Raw genomic sequence first — 23,529 nt, forward strand, 5'->3', positions numbered from 1 at the left:
TTGGCCTAGCTGTCTGCCGCATCGCGGTTGGACACTGCAGCCTCTTCAAAGGTCGCCATGCCGGTGTGGCACTGTACAGCAGCCTTAACGATACCGGCAGCAAGTGCAGCACCTGTGCCCTCGCCCAATCGCATATCTAGGTTCAGCAGCGGCTCCTTACCCATGGCGGCCAACGCGCGCGCATGGGCTGGCTCGGCACTGACATGTGCAAAAATGCAGTGATCGAGCGATGATGGGTCAGCCGCATGCAACACGGCAGCGGCCGCACCGGCCACATACCCATCAATGATGACAGGCACCCGTTGCGCCCGACCAGCGAGGATTGCGCCAGCCATAGCTGCAATTTCTCGCCCACCTAGGCGACGCAACACTTCCAGCGGGTCACGCAGACCGTCTTTGTGAAGTTCCAGCGCACGGTCGATAACCTCGGCTTTCAGGTTCACACCGGCATCGTCATGGCCTGTTCCGGGACCGGCCCAATCTGCGCCAGTCCCACCGAAAAGCGCGCAATAGATCGCAGACGCGATTGTGGTGTTTCCGATGCCCATTTCGCCGATGCACAAAAGGTCGGTGCCTCCGGCAATGGCTTCCATGCCGAACGCCATAGTGGCGGCGCACGTGCGCTCATCCATAGCGGCTTCCAGTGAAATATCGCCCGTGGGCAGGTCGAGCGCGAGGTCGAACACCTTCAGACCCAAATCGTAAGCGGCGCAAATCTGGTTGATCGCCGCGCCGCCATTGGTGAAATTGCCCACCATTTGCGCGGTCACTTCGCGCGGGAACGGCGAAACGCCCTGATCGGTCACACCGTGATTGCCAGCAAAAATAGCCACCAGCGGACGTGTGATTTGAGGACGCCTGCCCTGCCATGTCGCAACCCACTCGGCGAGATTTTCAAGCTTGCCCAAGGCACCAGCAGGTTTCGTCAGTTGCGCGTCACGTTCCGCCACCAAACGCGCGGCATTGGTGTCCGGTCCCGGCAGATCGTTGAGCAGGTTACGAATGTCGTCGAATGGAATTGCAGTATCGGCCATGAGCTCAGGTCTGATTGCGAATGCGGTTGCCGACCTATATCGCAGCGTGGCACGCAAACAAGCATTCTGCTTGCGGCGTGATGGCAACCCGCAACGACCACCGGAGCGACAGACTATGCAGAGCCTACGCAATCTGCCTGCCGATACGTTGGCTTCGCTGCGTTTTCTGTCGCGCCTGCCGGTCCCGTATAGTGAAAACACGCCGCTGCCCGATTTTCAGAAACAGGCCCACACATTTCCGCTGGCCGGAATCATCATCGCCGCGCCAGCCACCATTCTGGCATCCATCTCGATATGGCTTGGTTTGCAGCCACTTGTGGTTGCGATCATAGCAATAGCTACAACAATCATCATCACAGGCGCGCTTCACGAAGACGGTCTTGCCGATGTCGCAGATGGCTTCTGGGGCGGACATACGATTGCCCGCAAGCTGGAGATCATGCGCGACAGCAGCATCGGCACCTATGGCACATTAGCCTTGATCTTATGCCTGTCTCTAACCGCAGCCCTGATGGCCCAAACATTATCCGCCATGTCTTCAACCCAATTCGCCATTTCGCTCATAACATCCGCAAGCCTTTCACGCGCAGCAATGCTGTGGCCTTGGGTTTCGATAGACAATGCTCGCCCAACAAGCAGCCAGAACAAATCTCAACGGAAAGACGAGGCAGGCCTGTCCGCACGCTTCGGCATGCCGGACCATGGCACTATGCGAGCGACTTTCGTAATATCGTTGGCCCCTGCACTCCTTCTCGCAGCAACCTTCGGAATACAGACGACGCTCATAGTGCTGATCGCCGCATCGCTTGGAACGCTCGCTATGACCAAATTAGCTCACCATCATATCGGCGGGCATACCGGCGACATTCTGGGTGCGACACAGCAGATCGCACATCTGGGCTTTTGGATTGCGCTTGCAGCGACTACACAAGCGCCATGAGCACAATATCCTCCCCATGCATCCTCGTATGCTCCATCGACCAGAAAACCGGCAATTGCTTCGGATGTGGACGCACCGGAACAGAGATCACCAGTTGGATCGACATTCCAGAAGCTGAACGCCAGCGTTTGATGGCTGACGAGCTGCCTGACCGCATTGCAAAGCTGGAACGAAAGCCCCGCCGAGTTACAAAGCGCAACCTCCAGCGGCAGCGCACCCGTGACGTCATAGATCTATCATCGTCAGAAACCGGCTGAACCGATGCCCCGCATCTTCTGGATATTGATCGGACTGACGGGGCTGCTTCTCGTAGCGCTCATCGCCACCGGCGATACCGGCACGACCATGGGCATGGAGACTGAAAAGTTTGCAATCGCGGGCGCTGGCATTTTATGGGCCATATTTGTTGGCTTCGGAATGTTCGGCAACGGTGTGCGGCTGGGTGATTCTGTAAAACAGTTGGCGCTCTGGGCCCTCATCATCGCGGTGTTGATGGGTGGCTACGTGCTGCGTTTCGACCTTCAGGACTTGGGCTCGCGCCTGACGGCTGGCCTGATTCCCGGCAGCCCGATCTCACGCAGCACAACGGAAGGCGGAACAGAGGTCACTCTCATCCGCTCAGACAATGGCCATTTCGAAGCCGTGGCAGGCGTGAACGATGCATCCGTGCGCTTTCTTGTCGACACCGGTGCAACGGCAATTGTTCTGGCTGCAACAGACGCGGAAGCGGCGGGAATCGATGTTGATAATCTGGCTTTCACGGTTCTGACCCAAACCGCCAACGGAACGGGTCGCTCCGCAATGGCGACAATCGACAGTCTCTACCTAGGGGGGATCGAACGCAGCAACCTGCGCGTCATGGTCGCCCAGCCTGGGCGTCTCGGCACCAGCCTGCTCGGCCAGCAATTCATGGAATCACTATCGTCCTACGAAAAACGCGGCGATCGCCTGACATTAAGAGACTAGCCTTTACCCGCTTGCACAATGCGCCGACCCGCGATAAACGCATCCGCGAAGCCCCTATAGCTCAGCTGGTAGAGCAACTGATTTGTAATCAGTAGGTCACGCGTTCGAATCGTGTTGGGGGCACCAATTTTCCGTAAATTACTGCTCAGAATTGCCTCCTGCGACACATTTGCGCGGGTTTAAGCTCGGTTGGCGTTTCCTTTTACGAAATCGCTGCCTAGAACGAAGTGGGAGCCAGAAATTAATACGAAGGAATGAGGCGCTGCGTTGCAACGTGGTCTCAGATCCTTGCTTGAAAACGGGAAAACCGCATGACGATTATCGGCGCACCTAAAGAAATAGTCAAAGACGAGAGCCGCGTGGCGATGACGCCACAGTCTGCGGTAGACCTGCAGAAGCTAGGCTTCGATTGTATGATCCAAAGCGGGGCAGGCAAAGCCGCACGTTTTTCAGACAAAGACTACCGAGATGCCGGTGTGACGGTCGCCAAGACCGCAGCCGAGCTTTGGGAAAAAGCAGACGTAGTGGCGAAAGTTCGCCCGCCTCAGCCAGCTGAAGCCAAGAAGATGCGGAAAGACCAGACGGTCATTTCCTTCGTCTATCCAAGCGACAACAAGACATTGATGGCAAATGCGGCGAAGGCCGGTTCCACAATGATCGCCATGGACATGGTGCCCCGCATATCCCGCGCGCAGAAAATGGATGCCCTGTCGTCCATGGCGAATATCGCAGGTTATCGCGCTGTTATCGAAGCGGGCAATAATTTCGGACGCTTCTTCACCGGTCAGGTGACGGCCGCCGGCAAGGTGCCACCAGCGAAAGTGTTGGTCATTGGCGCAGGCGTTGCTGGCCTTGCGGCCATCGGTACGGCGCAATCCTTGGGTGCAATCGTGCGCGCCTTCGACGTGCGACCGGAAGTTGCCGAGCAGATTGAGAGCATGGGCGCAGAATTCCTACTGCTCGATTTTGAAGAATCAGGTTCCGGCGACGGTGGCTATGCGGCCCCCTCCTCTCCTGAATTCCGCGAAAAGCAGCTCGAACTCTTTGCCGAGCAAGCCAAAGACGTCGACATCGTCATCACCACGGCGCTGATTCCTGGCCGTGATGCTCCGATCTTGTGGACAGCAGACATGGTCGCCGCAATGAAGCCCGGCTCGGTCATTGTTGATCTTGCAGCAGAACGCGGCGGCAACTGCGAATTGACCGTCAAGGACGAGAAGATCGAGACCAAAAACGGCGTCACCGTCGTTGGTTACACCGACTTCCCGAGCCGCATGGCAACGCAATCTTCCAACCTTTACGCCACCAACATCCGCCACATGATGACGGACCTGACCCCGGAAAAAGACGGTGTCATCGTTCACAATATGGAAGACGATGTGATCCGTGGCGCTACGGTTGCCCACGCGAAAAAGGTGACCTTCCCACCGCCGCCACCCAAGATTGCAGCGATAGCTGCCGCTCCGAAAAAAGAAAAAGTGCCGGAGCTAACGCCTGAGCAGAAGCGCGCTGCAGAAACTGCCGCGTTCAAGGCAGAAACGAAAAATCAGGTCACACTCATCGCGGTTGGCGCGGCCTTACTGCTCGCGGTCGGCCTAGTGGCCCCGGCCAGTTTCATGCAGCACTTCATCGTATTCGTGTTGTCGGTGTTCATCGGCTTTCAGGTTATTTGGAACGTGTCGCATTCGCTTCACACGCCGCTTATGGCCGTTACGAACGCTATCTCGTCGATCATCATTCTGGGCGCGGTCATGCAGATCGGGTCCGGCTCTTGGCTGGTGATTGTGCTGTCGGCACTGGCAGTCTTCATGGCGGGCATCAACATTTTCGGCGGGTTCCTCGTCACACGGCGCATGCTTGCCATGTTCCAGAAGTCTTAAGGGGGAACGGTCGATGGATTACGGTTTCACAACCGCGGCCTACGTCGTCGCAGCCATTCTTTTCATTCTCTCACTGGGCGGTCTGTCCGGTCAGGAAAGCGCAAAACGCGCCGTCTGGTACGGCATTGTCGGCATGGCGCTCGCCGTCACTGCCACGCTTATTGGCCCTGGTTCGGGCCTATGGTTGCTGTCGATCATTCTGATCGGCCTTGGCGGCATCATCGGTTACCAATTGGCATCGAAGGTCGAAATGACCCAAATGCCGGAACTCGTGGCCGGTATGCACGCACTTGTCGGTCTTGCCGCCGTTTTCGTGGGCCTGAACGCCCATATCGAAATGGTGCGCGTTGCAGAACTCGACCCCAACGCGGTTCTTCAGCTCGAAGGCTTCGCCGCCTTGCTGGCCAAGAAAAGCGCGGTCGAGCTGACCATTCTTAAGGTCGAAGTGTTCCTCGGTGTCTTCATCGGCGCGATCACCTTCACCGGTTCGGTCATCGCCTATGGCAAACTGTCCGGTCGCGTCACAAGCGCGGCTGAAAAACTGCCCGGCGGCCACATGCTCAACGCTACTGCCGCTGCGATCTCAGTTCTTTCCCTGTTCTGGTATCTCAACACCGGCGGCTTTCTGCCGCTCGCAATCATGACGCTGGCCGCGCTGTTCATCGGCTACCATCTCATCATGGGCATCGGCGGTGCGGATATGCCGGTCGTCGTGTCTATGTTGAACTCCTATTCGGGTTGGGCAGCAGCAGCTATCGGCTTCTCCCTCGGCAATGATCTGCTCATCGTTGTGGGCGCGCTTGTCGGTTCGTCCGGCGCAATCCTCAGCTACATCATGTGCAAGGCGATGAACCGCTCGTTCGTCTCGGTCATCCTCGGCGGCTTCGGCGGAACATCCGGCCCGCAGATGGAAGTCGAAGGCGACATGATCGCCACCGATGCCGACACGGTCGCCGCAGCTTTGGATGAAGCCGATAGCGTCGTCATCGTTCCCGGTTACGGCATGGCGGTGGCCCAGGCGCAGGGAGCAATTTCAGAGCTTACCCAACGCCTCCGCGCCAAAGGTAAGAACGTCCGTTTCGCGATCCATCCCGTAGCAGGCCGCCTGCCCGGCCACATGAACGTGCTGCTGGCAGAAGCCAAAGTGCCATACGACATCGTGCTGGAAATGGATGAGATCAATGATGATCTGCCGGACACGGATGTGGTGATGGTTGTCGGGTCCAACGATATTGTGAACCCGGCGGCGCAGGACGATCCGAACTCACCCATCGCCGGTATGCCGGTTCTGGAAGTTTGGAAATCGAAGCAGGTTTTCGTTTCAAAACGTGGCGCAGGTACCGGTTATTCCGGCGTCGAAAATCCGCTGTTCTTCAAGGACAACACGCGGATGCTCTACGGAGACGCGAAGGACTCCGTGAACGCACTGCTGCAGAAAATATCGTAGCTTAACTCTAGTAGCTTGGGGTCGCGAACGGTGCTGGTCTTTCCAGCGCAGTTCGTGGCAGGCTCTGCGTCCCTCAGCCAGTTCACACCGGTGCCATGGCAAACCAAAGCCTAGCCTTCCTCGCCAACTCAAATGAGACTGCCCAACAGGCCTTGGCGGAACTGACGGACCATTATGGCCAAACCTCGCCTGCCGAAGCAGATGTCATCGTTGCCCTTGGTGGCGACGGTTTCATGCTGCAAACGCAGCTGCAGTGGATGGAAGCGGGTAAACCGATCTACGGCATGAACAAGGGAACAGTCGGGTTTCTGATGAATGAATACGCGGTCGATGACCTGCCCGCCCGTATCGCAAAAGCCCACCGCGCCCGCATTCATCCGCTGCAAATGGTTGTCACCGACGCCGATGGCGTCGAACATCGCTCCATGGCGTTCAACGAAGTCTCACTCTTCCGCCAATCCGCACAGGCTGCCAAACTCCGCATTGAGATCGACGGGCGCGAGCGCATGGAGGCGCTGGTGTGCGACGGTTTGATGGTGGCAACGCCGCAAGGTTCGACAGCTTACAACCTGTCAGCCCACGGCCCGATTCTGCCGTTGAAAGCGCCGCTATTGGCGCTCACACCGGTCAGCGCATTCCGCCCTCGCAACTGGCGCGGTGCGTTGCTGCCCAACCATTCGAAGGTTCGGATAACCGTGCTGGAAACCGAAAAACGCCCGGTAAATGCTGTAGCCGACAACACGGAAATTAAGTCAGCAATCGAAGTTCACGTTCACGAAGACCGCGAGATGACCGGCGTACTGATGTTCGACCCGGACCACTCGTGGGAAGAGCGAATCCTCGACGAGCAGTTTCGCTACTAGGCTGCAGCCAGAAGGAGCTGGTCCGGGCGGCGCGACTGGTTGCGATGCAGTTCAGATGCGATGCGACCCAGCAGGCCCACAAGAGCACCGTCAACAAGTTCTTCACCCTCAACAGCAGCCAACAGCGCTTCGACCATGTCCATCGGGTCGTCACAAAGCGTCCAGTTGCTCAGAGCAGCTTCGAACAATGGTAGAGACGCTACGGGCAGATTAGCCTTCTTGCACAACGCGCGGAAGGCACTGCGACGGCTGTCGTCCATGATAGATTGAACGCGGCTAAGGTTGGTCAATGTTGCAGTGGCAAACATCGTCTCGAAAAGTGCCGCGTTGCCCACACAAATGCTGCGGACCAACAGTGACGGCGTAATGACATTCTGCTCACTAAGATGCGCTGCATAGATCGAAAGGTCAGCCACATCGCACTGCGTAGCGATCTCGACAGTAGCTTTGTCGAGTGCATCAGAAGCGACAGCAGCAATACGCGTCGCGTTGCCGATTGTAAGTTTCGCCATATCGGCAGCAGCTGCAGCAGCAAGACGGTGGCGGGAGATTGCGGAAATCTGCGGCTGGTCCAAAAGCGCGTTGCGAATGGCACCATCATCAGCAAAGCGCTGTGCGACCTCATCCAGCAGGCCGGAACCCAATATGATCGTTCTGTTGTGCAGCAGCGCTTCCACAGCATCAGCGCAACCGTCTTTGGCGATGGCACGCACCACCTGCCCGTCAAGCAGCGAGCGGCCTGCGATCAGGGTTGCGATAGCGGATGAACCGCTCGTAGCGGCGTTGGTAAGTTCAGCAGATGTAAGGCGTGTGCTGCGGGCGAAGATCGGTTCGGCAACTGTGAAAATGTCATTCATCAACGACCAGATAAGCGCGCGTGGCGCACGGTCGCTTGTCGCAAGACCTGCAGAAAGCGCTCTACGCACAACAATATCGGGATCATCAAGAAAGAGAGTGAAAACCTGCTCGGTCGCTTCGATATCCTGATCGGCAACCTGATCGGTGCGGTAAGCGGCAGTAAGATCGGCAATGCCCTCAGCACGCACGGAAGACGGTTGGGCAACAGCCCACGCCATAAAACGTTCCACAAACACAACACTACTCCAACACTACAAAACGCAATACACGGGCGTCCAAAACACGTCGCCCTGCAATGGAAGCTAAAGCGAAAGCGTTAAACGATCGTTCACCACGTTTATTGAATTCGTGCTAACCATGTCGCTGACGCAAAATCCGAGGTGAATTCGTATGCCGGGCCTGTATTTCGACGAGTTTTCAGTGGGTCAGATTTTTGAGCACGAATTGCGCCGCACCATCACAGAGGCCGACAATATGTCGTTTTCGCTGATGACGATGAATCCGCAACCGCTGCATATCGACCGTCACTTTGCCAAAGACACCGAATGGGGCGAGCCGCTTGTAAACTCACTGCTCACGCTGGGCCTCGTGATCGGTCTTTCGGTGCAGGACACGACACTCGGCACCACAATCGGCAATCTGGGCATGACCGACACACGCTTTCCAGCCCCCGTCTTGCAGGGTGACACCGTCTCCGCACGCACGACAGTCACCTCCTTGCGCGCCTCTAAAAGCAAGCCGGACAGAGGCGTGGTCGAATTCAAACATGAAGGTTTCAATCAACGTGGCGAGTTGGTGTGTGAATGCGTCCGCCAAGCCATGATGTTGAAGCGGCCGGAGGCAAACACATGATCAAGAGCGCACTCTTCGTTCCCGGTGATAGCGAGCGAAAGCTCGAAAAAGCAGGCTCAAGTGGCGCGGACGCCTTGTTCATCGATCTGGAAGATTCGGTCGCAGTTTCCGCCAAACAAAAGGCCCGCGAAACCAGCGCGACCTACTTGCAGAACGCTACCGAAAAAGCGCCTGAACTTTGGGTCCGCATCAACGCATTCGACACCGGTTGGGTCGAGGCAGATCTAGCAGCCATCATGCCCGGGAAGCCAAAAGGTGTGGTACTGCCAAAATGCGAACATGCCAGCGATGTGGAAAAGCTATCAGCGATGCTGAGAACCCATGAAGCGCAGGTGGGCCAGACTGATGGTGCAACGAAAATCATCGCCATTATCACAGAAACGGCTCGCGGCCTGTTGAATGTCGGTAGCTATGCTGATGCCGATCTACCGCGACTGGCCGGCGTCACGTGGGGCGCAGAAGATCTTTCCGCAGATATTGGAGCATTGCGCAAACGTGATGAGCGAGGGCGTTATACGGACGTTTTCCGCCATGCCCGGACCGTGACATTGCTGGTGGCGAATGCCTGTAACGTTCAAGCGTTGGACACGGTTTTTCCCGATTTTTCAGATGCCGAGGGTTTCGCAGACGAATGCAGCGAAGCGCGTATGGATGGATTTACCGGGAAGATGGCCATTCATCCGGCCCAAGTCGCGCCCATCAACACCACCATGTCCCCCACTGAAGATGAGATCACCACCGCGCGCGACATTGTCGATGCCTTCAACGCAGAACCGGATGCAGGCGTTTTATCGGTCAACGGCAAGATGGTGGATCGCCCTCACCTGCGACTAGCGCAACGCACTTTGGCCCTCGCTGGTCACTAAAAAACAAAAAGCCCCGGTTCTTTCGAACCGAGGCTTTAAAATCATCTGGAGAAAAAATCTCCAGAAACTACCAAAAATTTAGGCAGCTTCGATTTTGCTGACGGCTGGCTTGCCGGAGCGTGGGTCCATGTCGGTTTCGAAGGAAACCTTCTGGCCTTCGGACAGACCGGTAAGGCCGTTACGCTCAAGAGCGGTAGCGTGGACGAACACGTCCTTGCCGCCGTCATCTGGCTGGATGAAGCCGAAGCCTTTGGTGTCATTGTAGAATTTTACGGTACCTGAAGTCATGATATTCACTTTCGAGTCTTGCAATGGAGGCATCGAAATGATGCCGGTGGTCGAGATTGAAGAGATATTCCGTTGCGAGACCATCGTAGATGGTGGGAGGCAGCAGGTATTCGTCTAATTTCGATGAGCATCAAGTAGGCCCGAATTGCGACATTAACAAGACATCTTCTTCACAACAGCGCCAAGTGTCAGCCGGGCCGTTCCATTTCGAACAAACCGCCATCGCCAAAATAATCGCGATACCCTGCCCGCATGATTGGGTCCGCCTTGGCGATGTCGAAACGACCGCCTTCTGTCACAAACGCATCATCAATGAAGGTGCCGGTCACCTGACCAACCAGAATCGTATAGCTTGATGGTTCCCCGGAAAGCGTTTGGGGCGTCAGCGTTTCAACAAGCTTGCACTCCATCGCAGCCGCTGCCCCCTGCACTCGCGGGCAAGCAACTGTGGCTCCGGCGGCTTTGGTCAATCCAGCATGGTCGAACTCATCTTCGCCATATGGCAGCGAAGCGGACGATGCATTCATCGCATCCTTCATGGCACGGCCCACAAAATTGAAGGTGAACTCGCCGGTATCAATCGCGTTGCGCGCGCTGTCTTTCATCCCACCAGAAGCGAACATCACCATTTCGGGTGCGTCACCTACGCCGTTGAAGAAGGAATAGGGTGCGAGATTGGCAGCACCATCCTTGGTCAATGTGGAAATCCAGCCGATAGGACGTGGCGCAACGATGGCCTTGAACGGGTTGAACGGCAATGAATGCCCCTCTTCTGCAGTGTAGAACATGCAGCTTAAGCCTCCCGAACCGTCAAAATATCATCGAGATTCGGGCGGTCCCGCTCCTGCTTGGCGACATCTGAGGAACCGATGTGAACAATAGCGGCGATCTGCTCACCATTGTTAAGGCCCAATTTTGCTGAAGCACGAGTGTCGTAGACATACCAAGCGGTCAGCCACTGGGCTTCGAATCCATGGGCATTGGCCGCGTGCAGCATGTTCATACAGGCAGCACCCGCACTCAGATGCTGCTCCCACAGCGGAATTTTTGGATGATTCGTGGCTGTGCTGATAATGGCAACGACGGTGGGCGCGTGAAGCAGCTTCTCGATGCCTTTGCGCAGCTTCTCGACATCCGGCAGATCGGAGCTGTCCAGCATCGTTTGAAGTTCACCGTGCACCCGTTGCCGGAATGCTGGCGTCCACACCTCGAACCGCCATGGCGCGAGCTTTCCATGGTCAGGCACACGTGCAGCGATCGTCATCATATCTCGCAATTGCGCCTCATCTGGACCAGGTTCTGCCAAGGTCATCGATAGGCTGGAGCGGCGGTTGCGAAGGTGTTCAAGCTGGTCGTTCATGGCGTTGTCGCCTCATGTTCGTTCAAGCGTTCCATGTAGCGAAGCGAACTTGCCTTGAAAATGGGCTGATTTTCGAGGACACCAGAACCATGTTGAGACACTTCCTCATTTTCGTTGCACTTTGCTTCGTGCCCTCCTTGGCGAGCGGCGAAACAATCTATGCCGAAGGCGCCGTCGATCTTACAAATGGGCGCCCGATTTACCGCTTGGTTTTGTCCGGAAAATTGGTGACCGACGGGCCGGTTCTCAAAGATGGAATGGTCTGGCGTGTTTATCGCGACAGGCGAGGCGGAGATGGTGAGGCGCTTCCTCTCATCGCAACAGCGACCGGCGGCACAGGCACTTTCGACCTGAATGCAGGCACCTACTTTATTCACGCAGCGTTTGGCCGGGCCGGAGCCGGTAAGCGCGTGGTCCTGTCAGGTGAGAGCAGCACGGAAGAATTGGTTTTGGAGGCTGGCGGTCTACAGCTGGCAGCAAGTGCGGCGGGCAAACCGATTCCATCAGAAAAATTGCGGTTTTCGATTTACGAGCGCGAGGCGGATGAAAGCGGTGAGCGCCAGCTCATCGCGCTCAACGTTGCAGGAGACAAGATCATCCGGCTGAAGGCGGGCACCTACCACGTGCTGTCACGCTACGGCACCATCAACGCCACCGTCCGTGCCGACCTTCAGGTGAAGGCAGGCGAATTGACCAAGGCCGAACTCCAACACCGCGGTTCGCCCATATCGTTACGTGCGGTGTCGGAAGCCGGTGGCGTAGCGGTGGCGAACACGGCGTGGACCGTGTTCACCGCAGATGGCGAGCAGGTGTTCGCCAGTTCATCAATCGCGCCGTCATTGGTGCTGGCGGAAGGCGAGTACGAAGCCGCCGTCCGCTATGGTGCAGAAGAATTCCGGCAGCCCTTCACCGTGGGAACCGGTGAAGAAAAGCGGATCGAAATTCTACTGAACTAGGCTTTGGCGGCGAGCTTCGCAGCCTTGGCTTCCATCTTCCGGCGGATATCCGGCGCAATCGCCTCATCCGAAAGGCTCGCAACCGCCTCATCCAGCGTCATGCTGGTCTGGTGTTTGGAGCCGAGACGACGAACGGAAACGGTCCGCTCCTCCGCCTCGCGACCACCGACAGCGATGATGACGGGCACCTTCGCTAACGAATGCTCGCGCACTTTGTAGTTGATCTTCTCGTTGCGGAAGTCCGTTTCGACCCGAAGTCCAGCTTCGCGCAATTCCTCCGCGACTATTTCACCATAGGGGTCAGCCTCGCTGGTGATGGTCGCAACGACCACCTGCAGCGGCGAAATCCACAGCGGGAAATGACCGGCAAAATGTTCGATCAGGATACCGATGAACCGCTCCATGGACCCGCAGATCGCGCGGTGAACCATGACCGGTTCCTGCTTCTGCGAATCCTTGTCGATGTAGAACGCGCCGAACCGCTCCGGTAGCGCGAAATCGACCTGCGTCGTTCCACACTGCCAATCGCGGCCAATGGCATCGCGCAGCACATACTCGAATTTCGGTCCGTAAAACGCGCCCTCACCCGGGTTCAGCTCGGTCTTGATGCGCCCGTCACTATCAGCAGCGATCTTCTCCAGCACCTTGCCCATAATCTCTTCCGAGCGGTCCCAGCCTTCTTCCGAACCGACCCGTTTTTCAGGACGTGTCGAAAGCTTCACCACGATGTCGCCAAAGCCGAAGTCACTATAGGTGGACAGGATCAGATCGTTGATCCGCAGGCACTCTTCTTCAAGCTGCTCCGGTGTGCAGAACACGTGGGCATCATCCTGCGTAAAGCCGCGAACCCGCATAAGCCCGTGCAGGGCACCGGACGGTTCATAGCGGTGTACATTCCCAAATTCCGCCATTTTTACAGGAAGTTCGCGGTAAGATCTCAACCCGTTTTTGAAGATTTGCACATGGCCGGGGCAGTTCATTGGCTTGATGGCGAACTGGCGCTCGTCTTCCGTTACCGTCGTGAACATGTTCTCGCGGTACCAGCCCCAGTGGCCTGATGTTTCCCACAAGGCTTTGTCGAGAATCTGCGGTGCATTCACCTCGTCATAGCCGTGCTCTTCGATACGGCGGCGCATGTAGGACACGAGGTGCTGAAAGACCTTCCAGCCTTTCGCGTGCCAGAACACAACGCCCGGCCCCTCTTCCTGAAAATGGAACAGGTCCATCTCGCGACCAAGCTTCCGGTGGTCACGCTTCTGCGCTTCTTCCAGCATGTGCAGATATTGCTTCAACTGCTTCTCGTCAGCCCAAGCCGTGCCGTAGATGCGGCTCAACATCTGGTTGTCGCTGTCACCACGCCAATAGGCACCCGCGACGCTCATAAGTTTGAAAGCGTTGCCGATTTTGCCCGTCGAAGGCCCGTGCGGCCCAAGGCAAAGGTCCATCCACTCGCCTTGCTTGTAGATGTTCAGGTTGTCGCCTTCAGGAATCGCATCGATCAATTCGGCCTTATAGGTCTCGCCGATCTTCTCGAAATGCGCCTTGGCCTGATCGCGCGTCCACACTTCGTGGGTGAACGGATCATTGCGCTGAATGATCTCGCGCATCTTCTTTTCGATGCGTTCGAGATCTTCAGGTGTGAACGGCGTCTCGCGGTCGAAGTCGTAATAGAAGCCGTTTTCGATCACCGGCCCGATGGTCACTTTTGTGTCCGGCCAGATGTCCTGCACGGCCTCCGCCAGCACATGCGCGCAATCGTGGCGAATGAGTTCCAGCGCACGGTCGTCATCACGCAGGACGAGTTCGAGATCGCCAGACGCGGCCAAAGGTGCCGACAGGTCTGTCAGCTTACCGTCGAGCATGTAGGCCATGCTCTTTTTGGAAAGGGATTTGGAAATGCCTTCGGCTACATCGCGGCCGGTCGTGCCGGGGTCGTAGTGACGGACATTGCCGTCAGGAAAGCGGATTTCTAGGGATTCATTCGACATGGTTCTGCTCCGGTCATCCAGTCCCGCATACAGTCGCGGGTGGTCGTTGGTGCCTTTGCCATGGCCGCATGAGGGTTAACAACCTCTAAAGGCCCGTTTTCTTACGGAACGGGGTCATGTCCGTGGCTGCCCTTCAGGCTTCGCCAAGGGTTACAGCGGCCAACACGGCGCAGCGTCATAAGACCACCGCGAAGAAGGCCGTATCGGGCGATGGCCTCATAGCCATATTCAGAACAAGTGGGCACGTAGCGGCAATTGCCGCCGATGAAGCTTGAAAACGTTAGTTGGTAGAATCGGATCAGCCCGACGCCCAGAAGCCGCGCGGGTGTCTTAGGCCAAGGGCCTGAGTAATTGCGGTTGTAGCCTTTAGGCAACCGAACGCTCTTGCGACACGGCTTGCTTCATCGCGTCCACCGCAGCGTCGAACACCAACAACGTGGAAGCGTGACGGGCACGGTATTCGCGCACAGGTTCAAGGAATTTCAGCTCGTCGAACGGCGCTTCCGGCGGCTCACCGCCGTCTTTCAACATCGCGTGCATACGAGCCTTCAATGCTTCCAGCTCAACCAGCGAACGCCCGACAGCGTCTTTTGCAAAAATCGCGGCAGACGCCTGCCCCAGCGCGCAGGCTTTCACATCCTGCGCGTATTCAGCGATGCGACCATCTTCAACGGAGAGATCAACGGTTACCGTGGAGCCGCACAATTTCGAGTGCGCCTTCGCTGTCCCATCCGGCGCATCCAGCCTCCCGATGGAGCCTATATTGCCCGCATATTCCAGAATTTTGGCGTTATAAACAGAATCGATGCTCATGGCATATATATCCATTGCGACAGTGGGCTTCGCGGGCAGCGCTTGGCAAAGGCCTGCTCTACCCTATATTAGGACCAGCGGAGCCGAAAACAAACAGATCGTTTGTCACACGCTCGCAGCATGTCGTCACCGTTTCGACCAAATGCCCCGGCTTCACATAAAGGGCAGCCTTGAATTGGAAAACAATCATGGACCAGATCGTCGATACTGACGCCATCCTGCGGGAAGGCGACGAGACATCCACACTACCAGCAAAGCCCACACGCGCCGAAGCCGAAGCTGCGGTAAAAACACTGCTGCGCTGGAGCGGCGACGATATCACCCGCGAAGGCCTGCAAGACACCCCTGCCCGCGTCGCTAAATCCTACAGCGAATTGTTCAGCGGTTATGGCGAAGACCCAACGGAAGCCTTGGGCCGTACCTTCGAAGAAGTGTCCGGCTATGATGATATGGTCGTCATCCGCGACATTCATTTTCATTCCCACTGCGAACACCACATGGTGCCGATCATTGGCAAGGCCCATGTCGGCTACCTGCCCGATGGTAAGGTCGTCGGCCTTTCGAAGATCGCCCGTGTAGTCGATATTTTCGCCCGTCGTTTGCAGACGCAGGAAGCCCTGACATCGCAAATCGCCCACACCATTCAAGATGTGTTGGAACCGCGCGGCGTTGCTGTGATGATCGAGGCGCAGCACATGTGCATGGTCATGCGCGGCATCAAGAAAGACGGCTCGACCACGCTGACCACCACATTCACCGGTGCCTATCGCGATGATCCGCAGGAGCAGATTCGTTACATGACACTGCTGCGCCAAGCTGCCTGAATCCAATATGGACAAGCACACCCACGAAGAAGGCATCATCCTCGCGCCGAAATTCGACGCCGCAGGTCTGGTAACAACCGTCGTCAGCGATGCTGACAGCGGCGAAATTCTGATGCTCGCTTATATGAACGCCGAGGCGTTGGCGCTGACGATTTCCACCCGCGAAGCCCATTTCTGGAGCCGGTCGCGAGCCGAGCTTTGGCACAAAGGTGCCACATCGGGAAACGTGCTGGTCGTGGAAGACATTCGCGTCGATTGCGACCAGGACGCGATCTGGGTGATCGCGAGGCCACAGGGCCACGGCGCTGCCTGCCACACGGGCCGCCGCTCATGCTTTTATCGCAGCGTCACTGGCACCGGACCGGATACAGAATTGAAGATCGTCGGCGATGCGCCGCTCTTCGATCCGAAAGCAGTTTACGGCAAGTAAGCACCCTATCGCAGCCGGTCCCGCCACAGCGGATCAAACAATGCGAAGCCCAACCAGCCCAACACGAAGCCGCCCACATGAGCTTGCCACGCGATGCTATCTTCACCAGCGATGGGCAAGACGCCCGACCCGATCAGCCAGTTAAGCGCGAACCAGACGCCGATGAAGATCATGATGTTGCGATTGGTCAGCGACGCGACAAGCCCCATTGCAGGCGCGGTTGCCCGCTGCTCCGGTCGCAGCGCCATGCGCCCATCACCGAATGCAAAACGCATCGCAGCACCCATGCAAGCCGATACCGCGCCCGATGCGCCAACAAGCGGAACGAGTTCGCCCATCGCCGATAAATAATGAGCGAACGCTCCAGCAGCACTTCCAACGGCGAAGAATATCATGAAGCGAACTGCCCCGAACCGCATGGCAACCACGCCACCAAACGCTGCCATCCAAACGAGATTGATCAACAAATGCGTCCAGTCGCCATGCAAAAAAGCGTGACTGACCGGTGTCCAGAAGCGCGCCCAAGGATAGGACAACGCCTGCGCAGGAGCGTCATAAAAGCCCGGAACAAAGGCGAAGCGCTCAAGAACTTCATAATCTGCAGCGGTGCTCAAAATCTCGCTGCGGAGTGTGTGAACAGCAATCATTATCCCGCCCAACAGCATGATGATACCGGGGAGGTTGAAAGCTGGTGGCGTCTTAGGCTTTTCGGCTTCCAAGGGCTCTGGCCCTGAAGCTTCCGGCTCTGGTCTCTGTAACTCGTTCATATTCAAACCCAAACACCCAGAATCAGGCCAAAAAAAAGCCCGGTGCGCGAAGCACCGGGCTGTTGTCTGCCCACTTCCCCGTCCCCCGACAAGGTCGTTTATCAGACTGTAGTTTTGCTGCGCCCCAAAGCTTATTGGGGCTTAAAACCTGCCGGCACAAAGGATCGTAGTGCCGCCGTGGAATTCCCCACCTTAATGACAGGTAAACATGATCTGCGCAATCGAAGCAGTTCGTTAAGGTTAACAAGTTGTTTCGCTTTGGAAAAGCGGCTTCCACCCTGCCCCGGCGGCACTCTGGCATGGCATCTGCAACGCAGTCGGCGAACAGCAGCAGGATTGTTCCGAACCGTATCAGTTCGGCACAGGCCGCAAAGGGACCGAGCCAAATGCGCCACGAAAAGACAAAAGAGATGCTCTCCTATTGGATGGATCTCTTCCAGAAAACCGGAAGCGGTGCCGTGCCGACACGCCCGTTTGCCTGGCCGGACCGCAGCGACGTGCTTCCCCACGACTGCCCTCACCTGTTGGCGGACATGTTTGTGCTGGAGCGTATTGGTTCACGCAATCACTACCGCCTCGCCGGTACGCACCTGTGCAACATCTATGGACGCGAGTTGAAGAGCGAGCCATTCTCCTGGCCTTACGACGGTGTCGACGAGCGCACCGTGGACAACTGGACTAACAACATTGGCGGTGACGGCCATCTGGTTTTGATGAGCAGCACCGGTCTCGATGTCGCCGGCAATGCAGTCGCAATGGAAACACTGTTGATGCCGTTGTTCCTCAACGGAGCACAGGGCAAACGCACACTTGGCATAACCACAACCATTGGTGAACCACGTTGGGACAGATCTGCGGCCATCACCTCGGCCCGCCTTGAAAGCGTCCGCATGCTTCGCCCGTGGGAAGAGCAGAGCACGCCAACACTCGGCACAGCAGATGTTCCGTGGGATACAAACGATCACCGCATCTTGCAGAGCGAGCCCGGCAATCTTCATCCATTCCCAAGCGAGCGACGCCGTGGCAGCCGCCATATCGAAGAAGCACCGTCAATCCTGCCAACAAACGAACCGTTCGAAACGTCAAACGACAGCGCCTCGGATAATGGTCGTCGTCGGGTTGGTGCTTTCACCGTGATCGAAGGCGGCCGCCAAGACTAGCTTCGAACACGGGCAAACGGCCAGCTTTCGTTAACCACGTTCAGCCATTATGTGCGCACACGTTTAGCTTTCAGTGCGCACAAAATGAGCCAGTTGCCCGAAATTATCCCGGAACCATCCGCAGACGAGCCGTATCTCGATGATCTTGAAGATGATCGCGCCGTCGAGCGCTTTCGTCTGGAGCTCTCCGGTCGTTGTCTTTTGCCCAACGGGCTGGAATTGCCGTGCCAGACGACTGACATCCAGCACAACGCTGTCAGCATCACCGCACTCGACTCCGCAGAACTCGGCCAAACGATCATCGTCTACCTTGATGAACTCGGGCGACTTTCCGGCGAGGTGACGCGAATTTTCGAAGGCGGCTTTGTGCTCGCGTTGGAACTGACCGAGCGTAAACGCGATAAGCTGGCCGAGCATATCGAGAGCTATGCCGATAGAGACCTTATCGATCAGGTCCTGAGCGATGGCCCATCAACTCCCAACATCAACGAACGCAATGAGCGCTTGGTCCTTACCGATGGCCGCTCATATCCCGTGCAGATCAAGGATCTTTCGCTGTCAGGTGCCAGCATGACCTGCGAGGTTATTCCTGCCCTGTCGGCACAGGTGGAAGTTGCAGGCCTGTCAGGCCGCGTTGTTCAACATTATCCCGGTGGCCTGCGTGTCGAATTCGACCGTGCCCATCCAGCACCATCGCTGTCGGAACTTATCTAGCCGCCAGAAAACAGACATGACGTAACTGTCATTTCCTTGGCAGTTGCCCACTGCCCATTTCCAATGGTTAACTTTCCCTAGAATTCGGCGGGAAAGTTAGATGCAAATTCGTCTCAAAAGCTGCGACCAAACTGCACCGCGCAGCAAGTCGACAATGGCATGGTCTCCTCGTGGACGGGAGACTAAAACCATGATGACGACAATGAAACGACTTGGAACAACGCTGGGCGCGTTGGTCTTGCTGGGGGCAACAGCAACGACCAGTTTTGCAGCAACAGCGCATATGAATATGGGTGGGAATACATCCCAACCAATCGGGCATGCTTACTTCTGCCAGCAACTACCGCAGGAATGTGCGGTTCGCACCAAAAACGCGGAGCCCATGCGGCTGACGAAAAAGCGCTGGCGTGAGCTGACGGAAATCAACGCCTACGCAAATGCTGCCGTATCACCTGTAACAGATCAAGACTTTTACGGTGTCGAAGAGCACTGGACCTACCCAAAATCCTATGGCGACTGCGAGGATTACGTCCTGCTGAAACGCTATATGTTGATGCAAAAGGGTTGGCCTGCATCGTCATTGCTCATCACAGTTGTGAAACAGGCAAACGGCGAAGGCCATGCAGTGCTGACGGTTCGCACAGATCGCGGCGACTTCGCGCTTGATAATCTGCGCGGCAAAGTCTCGCTTTGGAGCAAAACGCCTTACCAGTACCTGAAACGCCAATCGCGTTTTCATTCCGGCCGCTGGACATCGATCAAAGATCGTCGTTCGCAAGTCGCGGGCTACTAGAAATTTTCGGGTAACTTCGGTTGCCTGAACACAAGATTGATCCGGTCGCACCCACTTCCCCGTCCCCACAGCGACCCGGTCAAGGGCCGGCATGTCATGCCCGACGTGTCGGCCCACTTATTTTAGAGGTAGTCGAAAGCGCTAATCGAGCCGCTTCAGGCCTTTGCGGAAACGCGCGGAATTGGCGACATAGCTGGCCGCTGCCATCTTAAGCGCAGCCTTCTGGCCATCGTTCAATTCGCGAACAACCTTACCCGGTGCACCAATCACCATGGAGCCTGCTGGAATTTCCTTGCCTTCCGGCACCAACGCACCGGCACCAATCAGGCACCCCTCGCCGATGACAGCACCATTCATGATGGTCGCGCCCATACCGACAAGACAGCCCTCACCTATGGTGCAGCCGTGCAAAATGGCCTTGTGGCCAATCGTACAATCAGCCCCCACCGTGAGCGGAAAACCCATATCGGTGTGCAGCATGCACAATTCCTGGATGTTGGAATTTTTGCCGATGTGCAGTCGCTCATTGTCGCCGCGCAGTACAGCACCAAACCAGACGCTCGCATCCTCTTCCAGCACGACATCGCCCATCACCTGTGCGTCGGGCGCGATCCAGCAACGGTCGTTTGCGGTATCGGAACCGGCCAGATCGGGCCGTTTTCCGTCCAACTCATAGATCGCCATCAGGCGTCGTCCTCATCATCAGCGTCGAAATCGCCTTCAAGGTCGATATCGAGGATTGCCATGTTGAAGATTTGCATGCCGTCGCCCGCATCATCATCGTCGTACAAAACACCGAGGAACTCCTCGCCTTTGTAGATTTCAGCGCTGTCGGATTTGTTGGGACGGCGACGCACTTCGACGGCTTGCGAATTGAAGATTTCCTTCACCGAAGCGTTCAGCTCGTCGAACGGCTGGTCGGGAATTTCCTTGGAGAAATTGTATGACAACTCGCCTTCGTCCTCATCGCGGTCAATGCGAGCGAAAAAGTTTTGATCCTTGGCAACAAGCGCAACATTATCCTCTTCAGGGTGCTGCAGAACCGCGATGGAATCGCTGGAAAACAGCGTGCTCAAATAGTCGGTCAGTTTGTCGATTTCGTCCTGTTTCAGCATAAAATGCCCTTTTGCGGCGCGTGTTAGTTATTGCTGAACGGTCTCTGCCAGAATCTGATCCATGGTGCGAGAGGGTTGCGCGCATCCGGCCACGCCAACGACACGGGCTGGCACACCGGCAACAGTTGTCTTTGGCGGAACAGCTTTAACCACCAACGCACCGGACGCGATGCGCGAGCAATGACCGATTTCGATGTTACCAAGCACCTTGGCGCCGGCCCCAATCAAAACACCGTCCTGAACTTTGGGATGGCGATCGCCTGATTCCTTGCCGGTACCGCCCAGCGTTACGCCCTGCATGATCGACACATCATTGCCGACAACTGCAGTGGCGCCGACAACCAACCCGGTAGCGTGGTCGATGAACACACCGCGACCAAAACGGGCTTCGGGGTTGATGTCGGTCTGGAAAACCTCGCTGCTGCGGCTTTGCAGATAAAGCGCAAAGTCGCGTCGCCCCTGCTTGAACGCCCAATGCGCCAGCCGGTGCGTTTGTAGGGCGTGGAAACCCTTGAAATAGAGAATAGGCTCGATGAAGCGCGTGCAGGCAGGATCGCGATCATAGACGGCAGCGATATCCACGCGCATCGTGGCCGACCATTCAGGGTCGGCACGGATCATCTCTTCAAAGGTCGCGCGAATGGTATCGGCGCATAAATCGGCATGTTCGAGACGGTGCGCAATGCGCGTGATCACCGCCTGCTCGAGCGTTTTCTGGCTCAAGATTGAGCGAAACAAGAAGCCTCCCAAAGCGGGATCATTGTCCAACGCAGCCTGCGCTTCTTCACGCACAGCGCCCCAAACGGGATCGAGGTGGACTACTGGATCGTCTTTAATCGTATCGGAAGCAGACATTTTAGCGCCTTGGGCTTGCTTGCAGCGGAACTGAACATAGGGCAATGGCGAGCCAGATTGAAGGGCCATCAACCGATAGTGAGAACATCATAATGCACAATATCGGACAAAGTATTGATCACACCGCCGTTCACATTGCCTGTTCAGATCATATCGGCCGGATAACTATCGCCAATGAGCAACGCCGCAATGCACTAAATCAGGCCGGCTGGCGCGCCATTAGCAAAGCGGTCGATACGCTGATTGAACAAGGCGCACGGGTAATCGTCTTGGTTGGCCAGGGTGCACATTTTTGCGCAGGCGCAGACATAAGCGAGTTCGACACCGTGCGTGCCGATGCAGCTTCCGCGCGGATATATGAAGACGACAACGTCGTCGCCTTTCAAGCGCTGGCAAACGCCACTGTTCCCACAATCGCGGAAATTCGTGGCTGCTGTTTCGGCGGCGGGTTGGGCTTGGCAGCAGCATGCGATCTTCGTTTGGCGGCTGAAGACGCAACCTTTGCAGTGCCAGCAGCTAAACTCGGCCTCGCCTATCCGGCAGAGGCCATGGACATGCTGGCAAACGCCGTCGGCTTACAAATGCTGCGGAAAATGTTGTTCGCAGCGACGGTAGAAGATGCAGCTACAATGAAGGCAAGCGGCTTCCTTCTTACCACGACGGGCAGCGAAAAACTGGCTTCCGAAATCACCCAGCTTGCAACAAAAATCGCGCAAGGCGCACCGCTAAGCCATGCCGCCAACAAGCTGTCACTCTTCGCGAACACCGCAGAGCAACTTTCCAAAGCTCAAGCTGCGGGCGACGCGACGTTTGAAAGCGCGGACTATGCGGAAGGGCGCGCAGCTTTCGCAGCCCGCCGCAAAGCGGAATTTCGTGGCAACTAAAGCGCGTCGAGAAATTCCCGAACGGCTTCGCCAAAGACGTCGTTCCGGTCACCCGCCACCATGTGACCGGCATCGGAGACGTCCACGAAACGTGCCTGCTTCACCCTATTCAGAAACGCCTGCGCAGCTTCCGGTGTTACTAAATCGGAACGGCCACCACGGATCAGCAGAACCGGCATATCCAGCGTATCAGCCGCGCGATTAAACGCTTCTGCCGTGTTGTTTTCTCCGGTGATAATCGCGTTCGGTCCACGCACGAAATTCGGATCCCAGTGCCACACGAAACGCCCGTCTTCGCGCTGCCGCAGATTTTTAGCCAAGCCGCGCACACTGCCTTTTGCAGAGCGGTTCGGCAGATAGGCCGCCACCGTTTCGGCCGCATCCTCTACCGATGCAAAACCGGCTTCCAATCCATCGCTCATGAACGACAAAATTCGGTCAATGCCGGAAGCGGCCATATCAGGCACGATGTCCACGAGCACCAGCGCATCAAAGCCTGCTGACCTGCCAGTCTCCACGCGCATCTTGTGCGCCAACATCGAAGACAAACCGCCCATGGATGCGCCCACCACAATTGGCCTGCCGTAGCGCGCTGTGATCTGTTCCAGCACGGCATTCACATCTTCAGCAAAATGGTCGAACCGGTAGCGTCCGCTGGGGACATGATCGCTTTCACCGTGACCACGGGCATCCAGCGTAATCGCCGTTCTGCCGGACGCTGCAAACTCCTGCGCCGTTCCTTTCCAGGCGTGGCGGGTCTGTCCGCCGCCATGGAGAAACAACACGATGTCGTTGCCTTCTTCGTGGTCGTGTCCAGCAATATCGCCGCGCAGAATGTTGCCCTCCGCACCTTCAAATTCGATCGCTAACATATTG

28 protein-coding genes, 1 tRNA gene and 1 pseudogene are annotated in these 23,529 nt (G+C 56.8%); 16 read left to right on the forward strand and 14 right to left on the reverse strand.

Features of this window, described 5'->3' with window-relative positions; all coding sequences use genetic code 11:
• Positions 1 to 5: 5 nt before the first annotated feature.
• Positions 6 to 1,034, reverse strand: coding sequence for a nicotinate-nucleotide--dimethylbenzimidazole phosphoribosyltransferase (gene cobT, locus R2A130_RS03240; protein WP_009463601.1), 1,029 nt, complete (start codon positions 1,032 to 1,034; stop codon positions 6 to 8).
• A 115-nt stretch (positions 1,035 to 1,149) separates the two neighbouring features.
• Between cobT and R2A130_RS03245 the strand changes: the two genes are divergently transcribed.
• From R2A130_RS03245 to R2A130_RS03275, 7 genes are all read left to right on the forward strand, one after another.
• Entirely contained in the window at positions 1,150 to 1,974 is an 825-nt protein-coding gene (locus R2A130_RS03245) for an adenosylcobinamide-GDP ribazoletransferase (protein ID WP_009463603.1), read from the forward strand.
• Positions 1,971 to 2,231, forward strand: coding sequence for a DUF1289 domain-containing protein (locus R2A130_RS03250; RefSeq protein WP_009463606.1), 261 nt, complete (start codon positions 1,971 to 1,973; stop codon positions 2,229 to 2,231). The genes R2A130_RS03245 and R2A130_RS03250 overlap by 4 nt, the downstream gene beginning before the upstream one ends.
• Positions 2,232 to 2,235: 4 nt before the next feature.
• Positions 2,236 to 2,940 carry a TIGR02281 family clan AA aspartic protease gene (locus R2A130_RS03255; RefSeq protein ID WP_009463608.1) on the forward strand — a complete coding sequence of 235 codons (705 nt, stop codon included), beginning with the start codon at positions 2,236 to 2,238 and terminating at the stop codon, positions 2,938 to 2,940.
• Positions 2,941 to 2,990: 50 nt separating this feature from the next.
• A tRNA-Thr gene (locus R2A130_RS03260) sits at positions 2,991 to 3,066 on the forward strand.
• A 185-nt stretch (positions 3,067 to 3,251) separates the two neighbouring features.
• On the forward strand, positions 3,252 to 4,820 hold the full coding sequence (locus tag R2A130_RS03265) for a Re/Si-specific NAD(P)(+) transhydrogenase subunit alpha (protein WP_009463610.1): 1,569 nt from the start codon (positions 3,252 to 3,254) through the stop codon (positions 4,818 to 4,820).
• Positions 4,821 to 4,833: 13 nt separating this feature from the next.
• The gene (locus R2A130_RS03270; protein ID WP_009463612.1) at positions 4,834 to 6,267 is read left to right on the forward strand and encodes an NAD(P)(+) transhydrogenase (Re/Si-specific) subunit beta; all 1,434 of its coding nucleotides are present in this window, start codon (positions 4,834 to 4,836) and stop codon (positions 6,265 to 6,267) included.
• Positions 6,268 to 6,362: 95 nt separating this feature from the next.
• Positions 6,363 to 7,130, forward strand: coding sequence for an NAD kinase (locus tag R2A130_RS03275; RefSeq protein WP_009463615.1), 768 nt, complete (start codon positions 6,363 to 6,365; stop codon positions 7,128 to 7,130).
• Here the strand turns inward: R2A130_RS03275 and R2A130_RS03280 are convergent.
• Complete coding sequence (locus tag R2A130_RS03280; protein WP_040304601.1) at positions 7,127 to 8,206, reverse strand: DUF2336 domain-containing protein; 1,080 nt, start codon at positions 8,204 to 8,206, stop codon at positions 7,127 to 7,129. The two genes, R2A130_RS03275 and R2A130_RS03280, sit on opposite strands and share 4 nt — an antisense overlap.
• Positions 8,207 to 8,378: 172 nt before the next feature.
• Here R2A130_RS03280 and R2A130_RS03285 point away from each other — a divergent pair, with 172 nt between their 5' ends.
• Both R2A130_RS03285 and R2A130_RS03290 read left to right on the forward strand, forming a co-directional pair.
• Positions 8,379 to 8,840: a MaoC family dehydratase gene (locus tag R2A130_RS03285; protein WP_009463618.1), complete on the forward strand. Its 462-nt coding sequence runs from the start codon at positions 8,379 to 8,381 to the stop codon at positions 8,838 to 8,840.
• Positions 8,837 to 9,706 (forward strand): CoA ester lyase, encoded by an 870-nt coding sequence (locus tag R2A130_RS03290; protein WP_009463619.1) that lies wholly within the window; start codon positions 8,837 to 8,839, stop codon positions 9,704 to 9,706. Before R2A130_RS03285 ends, R2A130_RS03290 begins: the two co-directional genes overlap by 4 nt.
• A gap of 78 nt (positions 9,707 to 9,784) precedes the next feature.
• Here the strand turns inward: R2A130_RS03290 and R2A130_RS03295 are convergent, their stop codons facing one another.
• The 3 genes from R2A130_RS03295 to R2A130_RS03305 all read right to left on the reverse strand — a co-directional run bounded on the left by R2A130_RS03295 (position 9,785) and on the right by R2A130_RS03305 (position 11,354).
• On the reverse strand, positions 9,785 to 9,994 hold the full coding sequence (locus R2A130_RS03295; RefSeq protein ID WP_009463620.1) for a cold-shock protein: 210 nt from the start codon (positions 9,992 to 9,994) through the stop codon (positions 9,785 to 9,787).
• Between the two features lie 188 nt (positions 9,995 to 10,182).
• On the reverse strand, positions 10,183 to 10,782 hold the full coding sequence (locus R2A130_RS03300; protein ID WP_009463621.1) for a flavin reductase family protein: 600 nt from the start codon (positions 10,780 to 10,782) through the stop codon (positions 10,183 to 10,185).
• Positions 10,783 to 10,787: 5 nt separating this feature from the next.
• Positions 10,788 to 11,354 (reverse strand): nitroreductase, encoded by a 567-nt coding sequence (locus tag R2A130_RS03305; RefSeq protein WP_009463622.1) that lies wholly within the window; start codon positions 11,352 to 11,354, stop codon positions 10,788 to 10,790.
• An 89-nt stretch (positions 11,355 to 11,443) separates the two neighbouring features.
• On the opposite strand from R2A130_RS03305, the gene R2A130_RS03310 reads away from it, so the two are divergent.
• Entirely contained in the window at positions 11,444 to 12,310 is an 867-nt protein-coding gene (locus tag R2A130_RS03310; RefSeq protein WP_050786040.1) for a hypothetical protein, read from the forward strand.
• Here R2A130_RS03310 and thrS read toward each other — a convergent pair.
• The 3 genes from thrS to R2A130_RS03320 form a co-directional block, all read right to left on the reverse strand.
• The gene (gene thrS, locus R2A130_RS03315) at positions 12,307 to 14,298 is read right to left on the reverse strand and encodes a threonine--tRNA ligase (RefSeq protein WP_009463624.1); all 1,992 of its coding nucleotides are present in this window, start codon (positions 14,296 to 14,298) and stop codon (positions 12,307 to 12,309) included. The two genes, R2A130_RS03310 and thrS, sit on opposite strands and share 4 nt — an antisense overlap.
• Positions 14,299 to 14,399: 101 nt before the next feature.
• A complete protein-coding gene (gene yidD / locus R2A130_RS17965; protein WP_083804167.1) occupies positions 14,400 to 14,672 on the reverse strand; it encodes a membrane protein insertion efficiency factor YidD in 273 nt (90 codons plus the stop codon).
• Positions 14,665 to 15,111 (reverse strand): iron-sulfur cluster assembly scaffold protein, encoded by a 447-nt coding sequence (locus R2A130_RS03320; RefSeq protein WP_040304830.1) that lies wholly within the window; start codon positions 15,109 to 15,111, stop codon positions 14,665 to 14,667. The genes yidD and R2A130_RS03320 overlap by 8 nt, the downstream gene beginning before the upstream one ends.
• Before the next feature lie 188 nt (positions 15,112 to 15,299).
• Between R2A130_RS03320 and folE the strand changes: the two genes are divergently transcribed.
• Positions 15,300 to 15,935 (forward strand): GTP cyclohydrolase I FolE, encoded by a 636-nt coding sequence (gene folE, locus R2A130_RS03325; RefSeq protein ID WP_009463627.1) that lies wholly within the window; start codon positions 15,300 to 15,302, stop codon positions 15,933 to 15,935.
• Between the two features lie 7 nt (positions 15,936 to 15,942).
• Positions 15,943 to 16,365, forward strand: coding sequence for a phosphoribosyl-AMP cyclohydrolase (hisI, locus tag R2A130_RS03330; RefSeq protein WP_009463628.1), 423 nt, complete (start codon positions 15,943 to 15,945; stop codon positions 16,363 to 16,365).
• 5 nt (positions 16,366 to 16,370) lie between these two features.
• On the opposite strand, the gene R2A130_RS03335 is transcribed toward hisI, so the two are convergent.
• Positions 16,371 to 17,084, reverse strand: a complete 714-nt coding sequence (locus R2A130_RS03335; RefSeq protein WP_009463629.1) for a rhomboid family intramembrane serine protease — start codon at positions 17,082 to 17,084, stop codon at positions 16,371 to 16,373.
• A gap of 434 nt (positions 17,085 to 17,518) precedes the next feature.
• On the opposite strand from R2A130_RS03335, the gene R2A130_RS17370 reads away from it, so the two are divergent.
• The 3 genes from R2A130_RS17370 to R2A130_RS03350 all read left to right on the forward strand — a co-directional run bounded on the left by R2A130_RS17370 (position 17,519) and on the right by R2A130_RS03350 (position 19,799).
• Positions 17,519 to 18,292, forward strand: coding sequence for a PAS domain-containing protein (locus R2A130_RS17370; protein ID WP_009463630.1), 774 nt, complete (start codon positions 17,519 to 17,521; stop codon positions 18,290 to 18,292).
• An 84-nt stretch (positions 18,293 to 18,376) separates the two neighbouring features.
• Positions 18,377 to 19,006 (forward strand): type IV pilus assembly PilZ, encoded by a 630-nt coding sequence (locus tag R2A130_RS03345; protein WP_009463631.1) that lies wholly within the window; start codon positions 18,377 to 18,379, stop codon positions 19,004 to 19,006.
• A 193-nt stretch (positions 19,007 to 19,199) separates the two neighbouring features.
• On the forward strand, positions 19,200 to 19,799 hold the full coding sequence (locus tag R2A130_RS03350) for a transglutaminase-like cysteine peptidase (RefSeq protein WP_040304836.1): 600 nt from the start codon (positions 19,200 to 19,202) through the stop codon (positions 19,797 to 19,799).
• A 141-nt stretch (positions 19,800 to 19,940) separates the two neighbouring features.
• Here the strand turns inward: R2A130_RS03350 and R2A130_RS03355 are convergent, their stop codons facing one another.
• From R2A130_RS03355 to cysE, 4 genes and pseudogenes are all read right to left on the reverse strand, one after another.
• A complete protein-coding gene (locus R2A130_RS03355) occupies positions 19,941 to 20,483 on the reverse strand; it encodes a gamma carbonic anhydrase family protein (protein ID WP_009463633.1) in 543 nt (180 codons plus the stop codon).
• The gene (locus tag R2A130_RS18915; RefSeq protein ID WP_040304839.1) at positions 20,483 to 20,725 is read right to left on the reverse strand and encodes a DUF3126 family protein; all 243 of its coding nucleotides are present in this window, start codon (positions 20,723 to 20,725) and stop codon (positions 20,483 to 20,485) included. Before R2A130_RS18915 ends, R2A130_RS03355 begins: the two co-directional genes overlap by 1 nt.
• 9 nt (positions 20,726 to 20,734) lie before the next feature.
• A pseudogene (locus R2A130_RS18920) lies at positions 20,735 to 20,914 on the reverse strand (DUF3126 family protein); the annotation flags it as partial.
• 27 nt (positions 20,915 to 20,941) lie between these two features.
• On the reverse strand, positions 20,942 to 21,769 hold the full coding sequence (gene cysE / locus R2A130_RS03365; RefSeq protein WP_009463635.1) for a serine O-acetyltransferase: 828 nt from the start codon (positions 21,767 to 21,769) through the stop codon (positions 20,942 to 20,944).
• 44 nt (positions 21,770 to 21,813) lie between these two features.
• Between cysE and R2A130_RS03370 the strand changes: the two genes are divergently transcribed.
• Positions 21,814 to 22,653 carry an enoyl-CoA hydratase-related protein gene (locus tag R2A130_RS03370; RefSeq protein WP_009463636.1) on the forward strand — a complete coding sequence of 280 codons (840 nt, stop codon included), beginning with the start codon at positions 21,814 to 21,816 and terminating at the stop codon, positions 22,651 to 22,653.
• On the opposite strand, the gene R2A130_RS03375 is transcribed toward R2A130_RS03370, so the two are convergent.
• Positions 22,650 to 23,525 carry an alpha/beta fold hydrolase gene (locus R2A130_RS03375; RefSeq protein WP_009463637.1) on the reverse strand — a complete coding sequence of 292 codons (876 nt, stop codon included), beginning with the start codon at positions 23,523 to 23,525 and terminating at the stop codon, positions 22,650 to 22,652. The two genes, R2A130_RS03370 and R2A130_RS03375, sit on opposite strands and share 4 nt — an antisense overlap.
• Between the last annotated feature and the right edge of the window lie 4 nt (positions 23,526 to 23,529).

Origin of the sequence: Ahrensia sp. R2A130, assembly GCF_000179775.1 — a bacterium.
Taxonomy (GTDB): Bacteria; Pseudomonadota; Alphaproteobacteria; order Rhizobiales; family Rhizobiaceae; genus Pseudahrensia.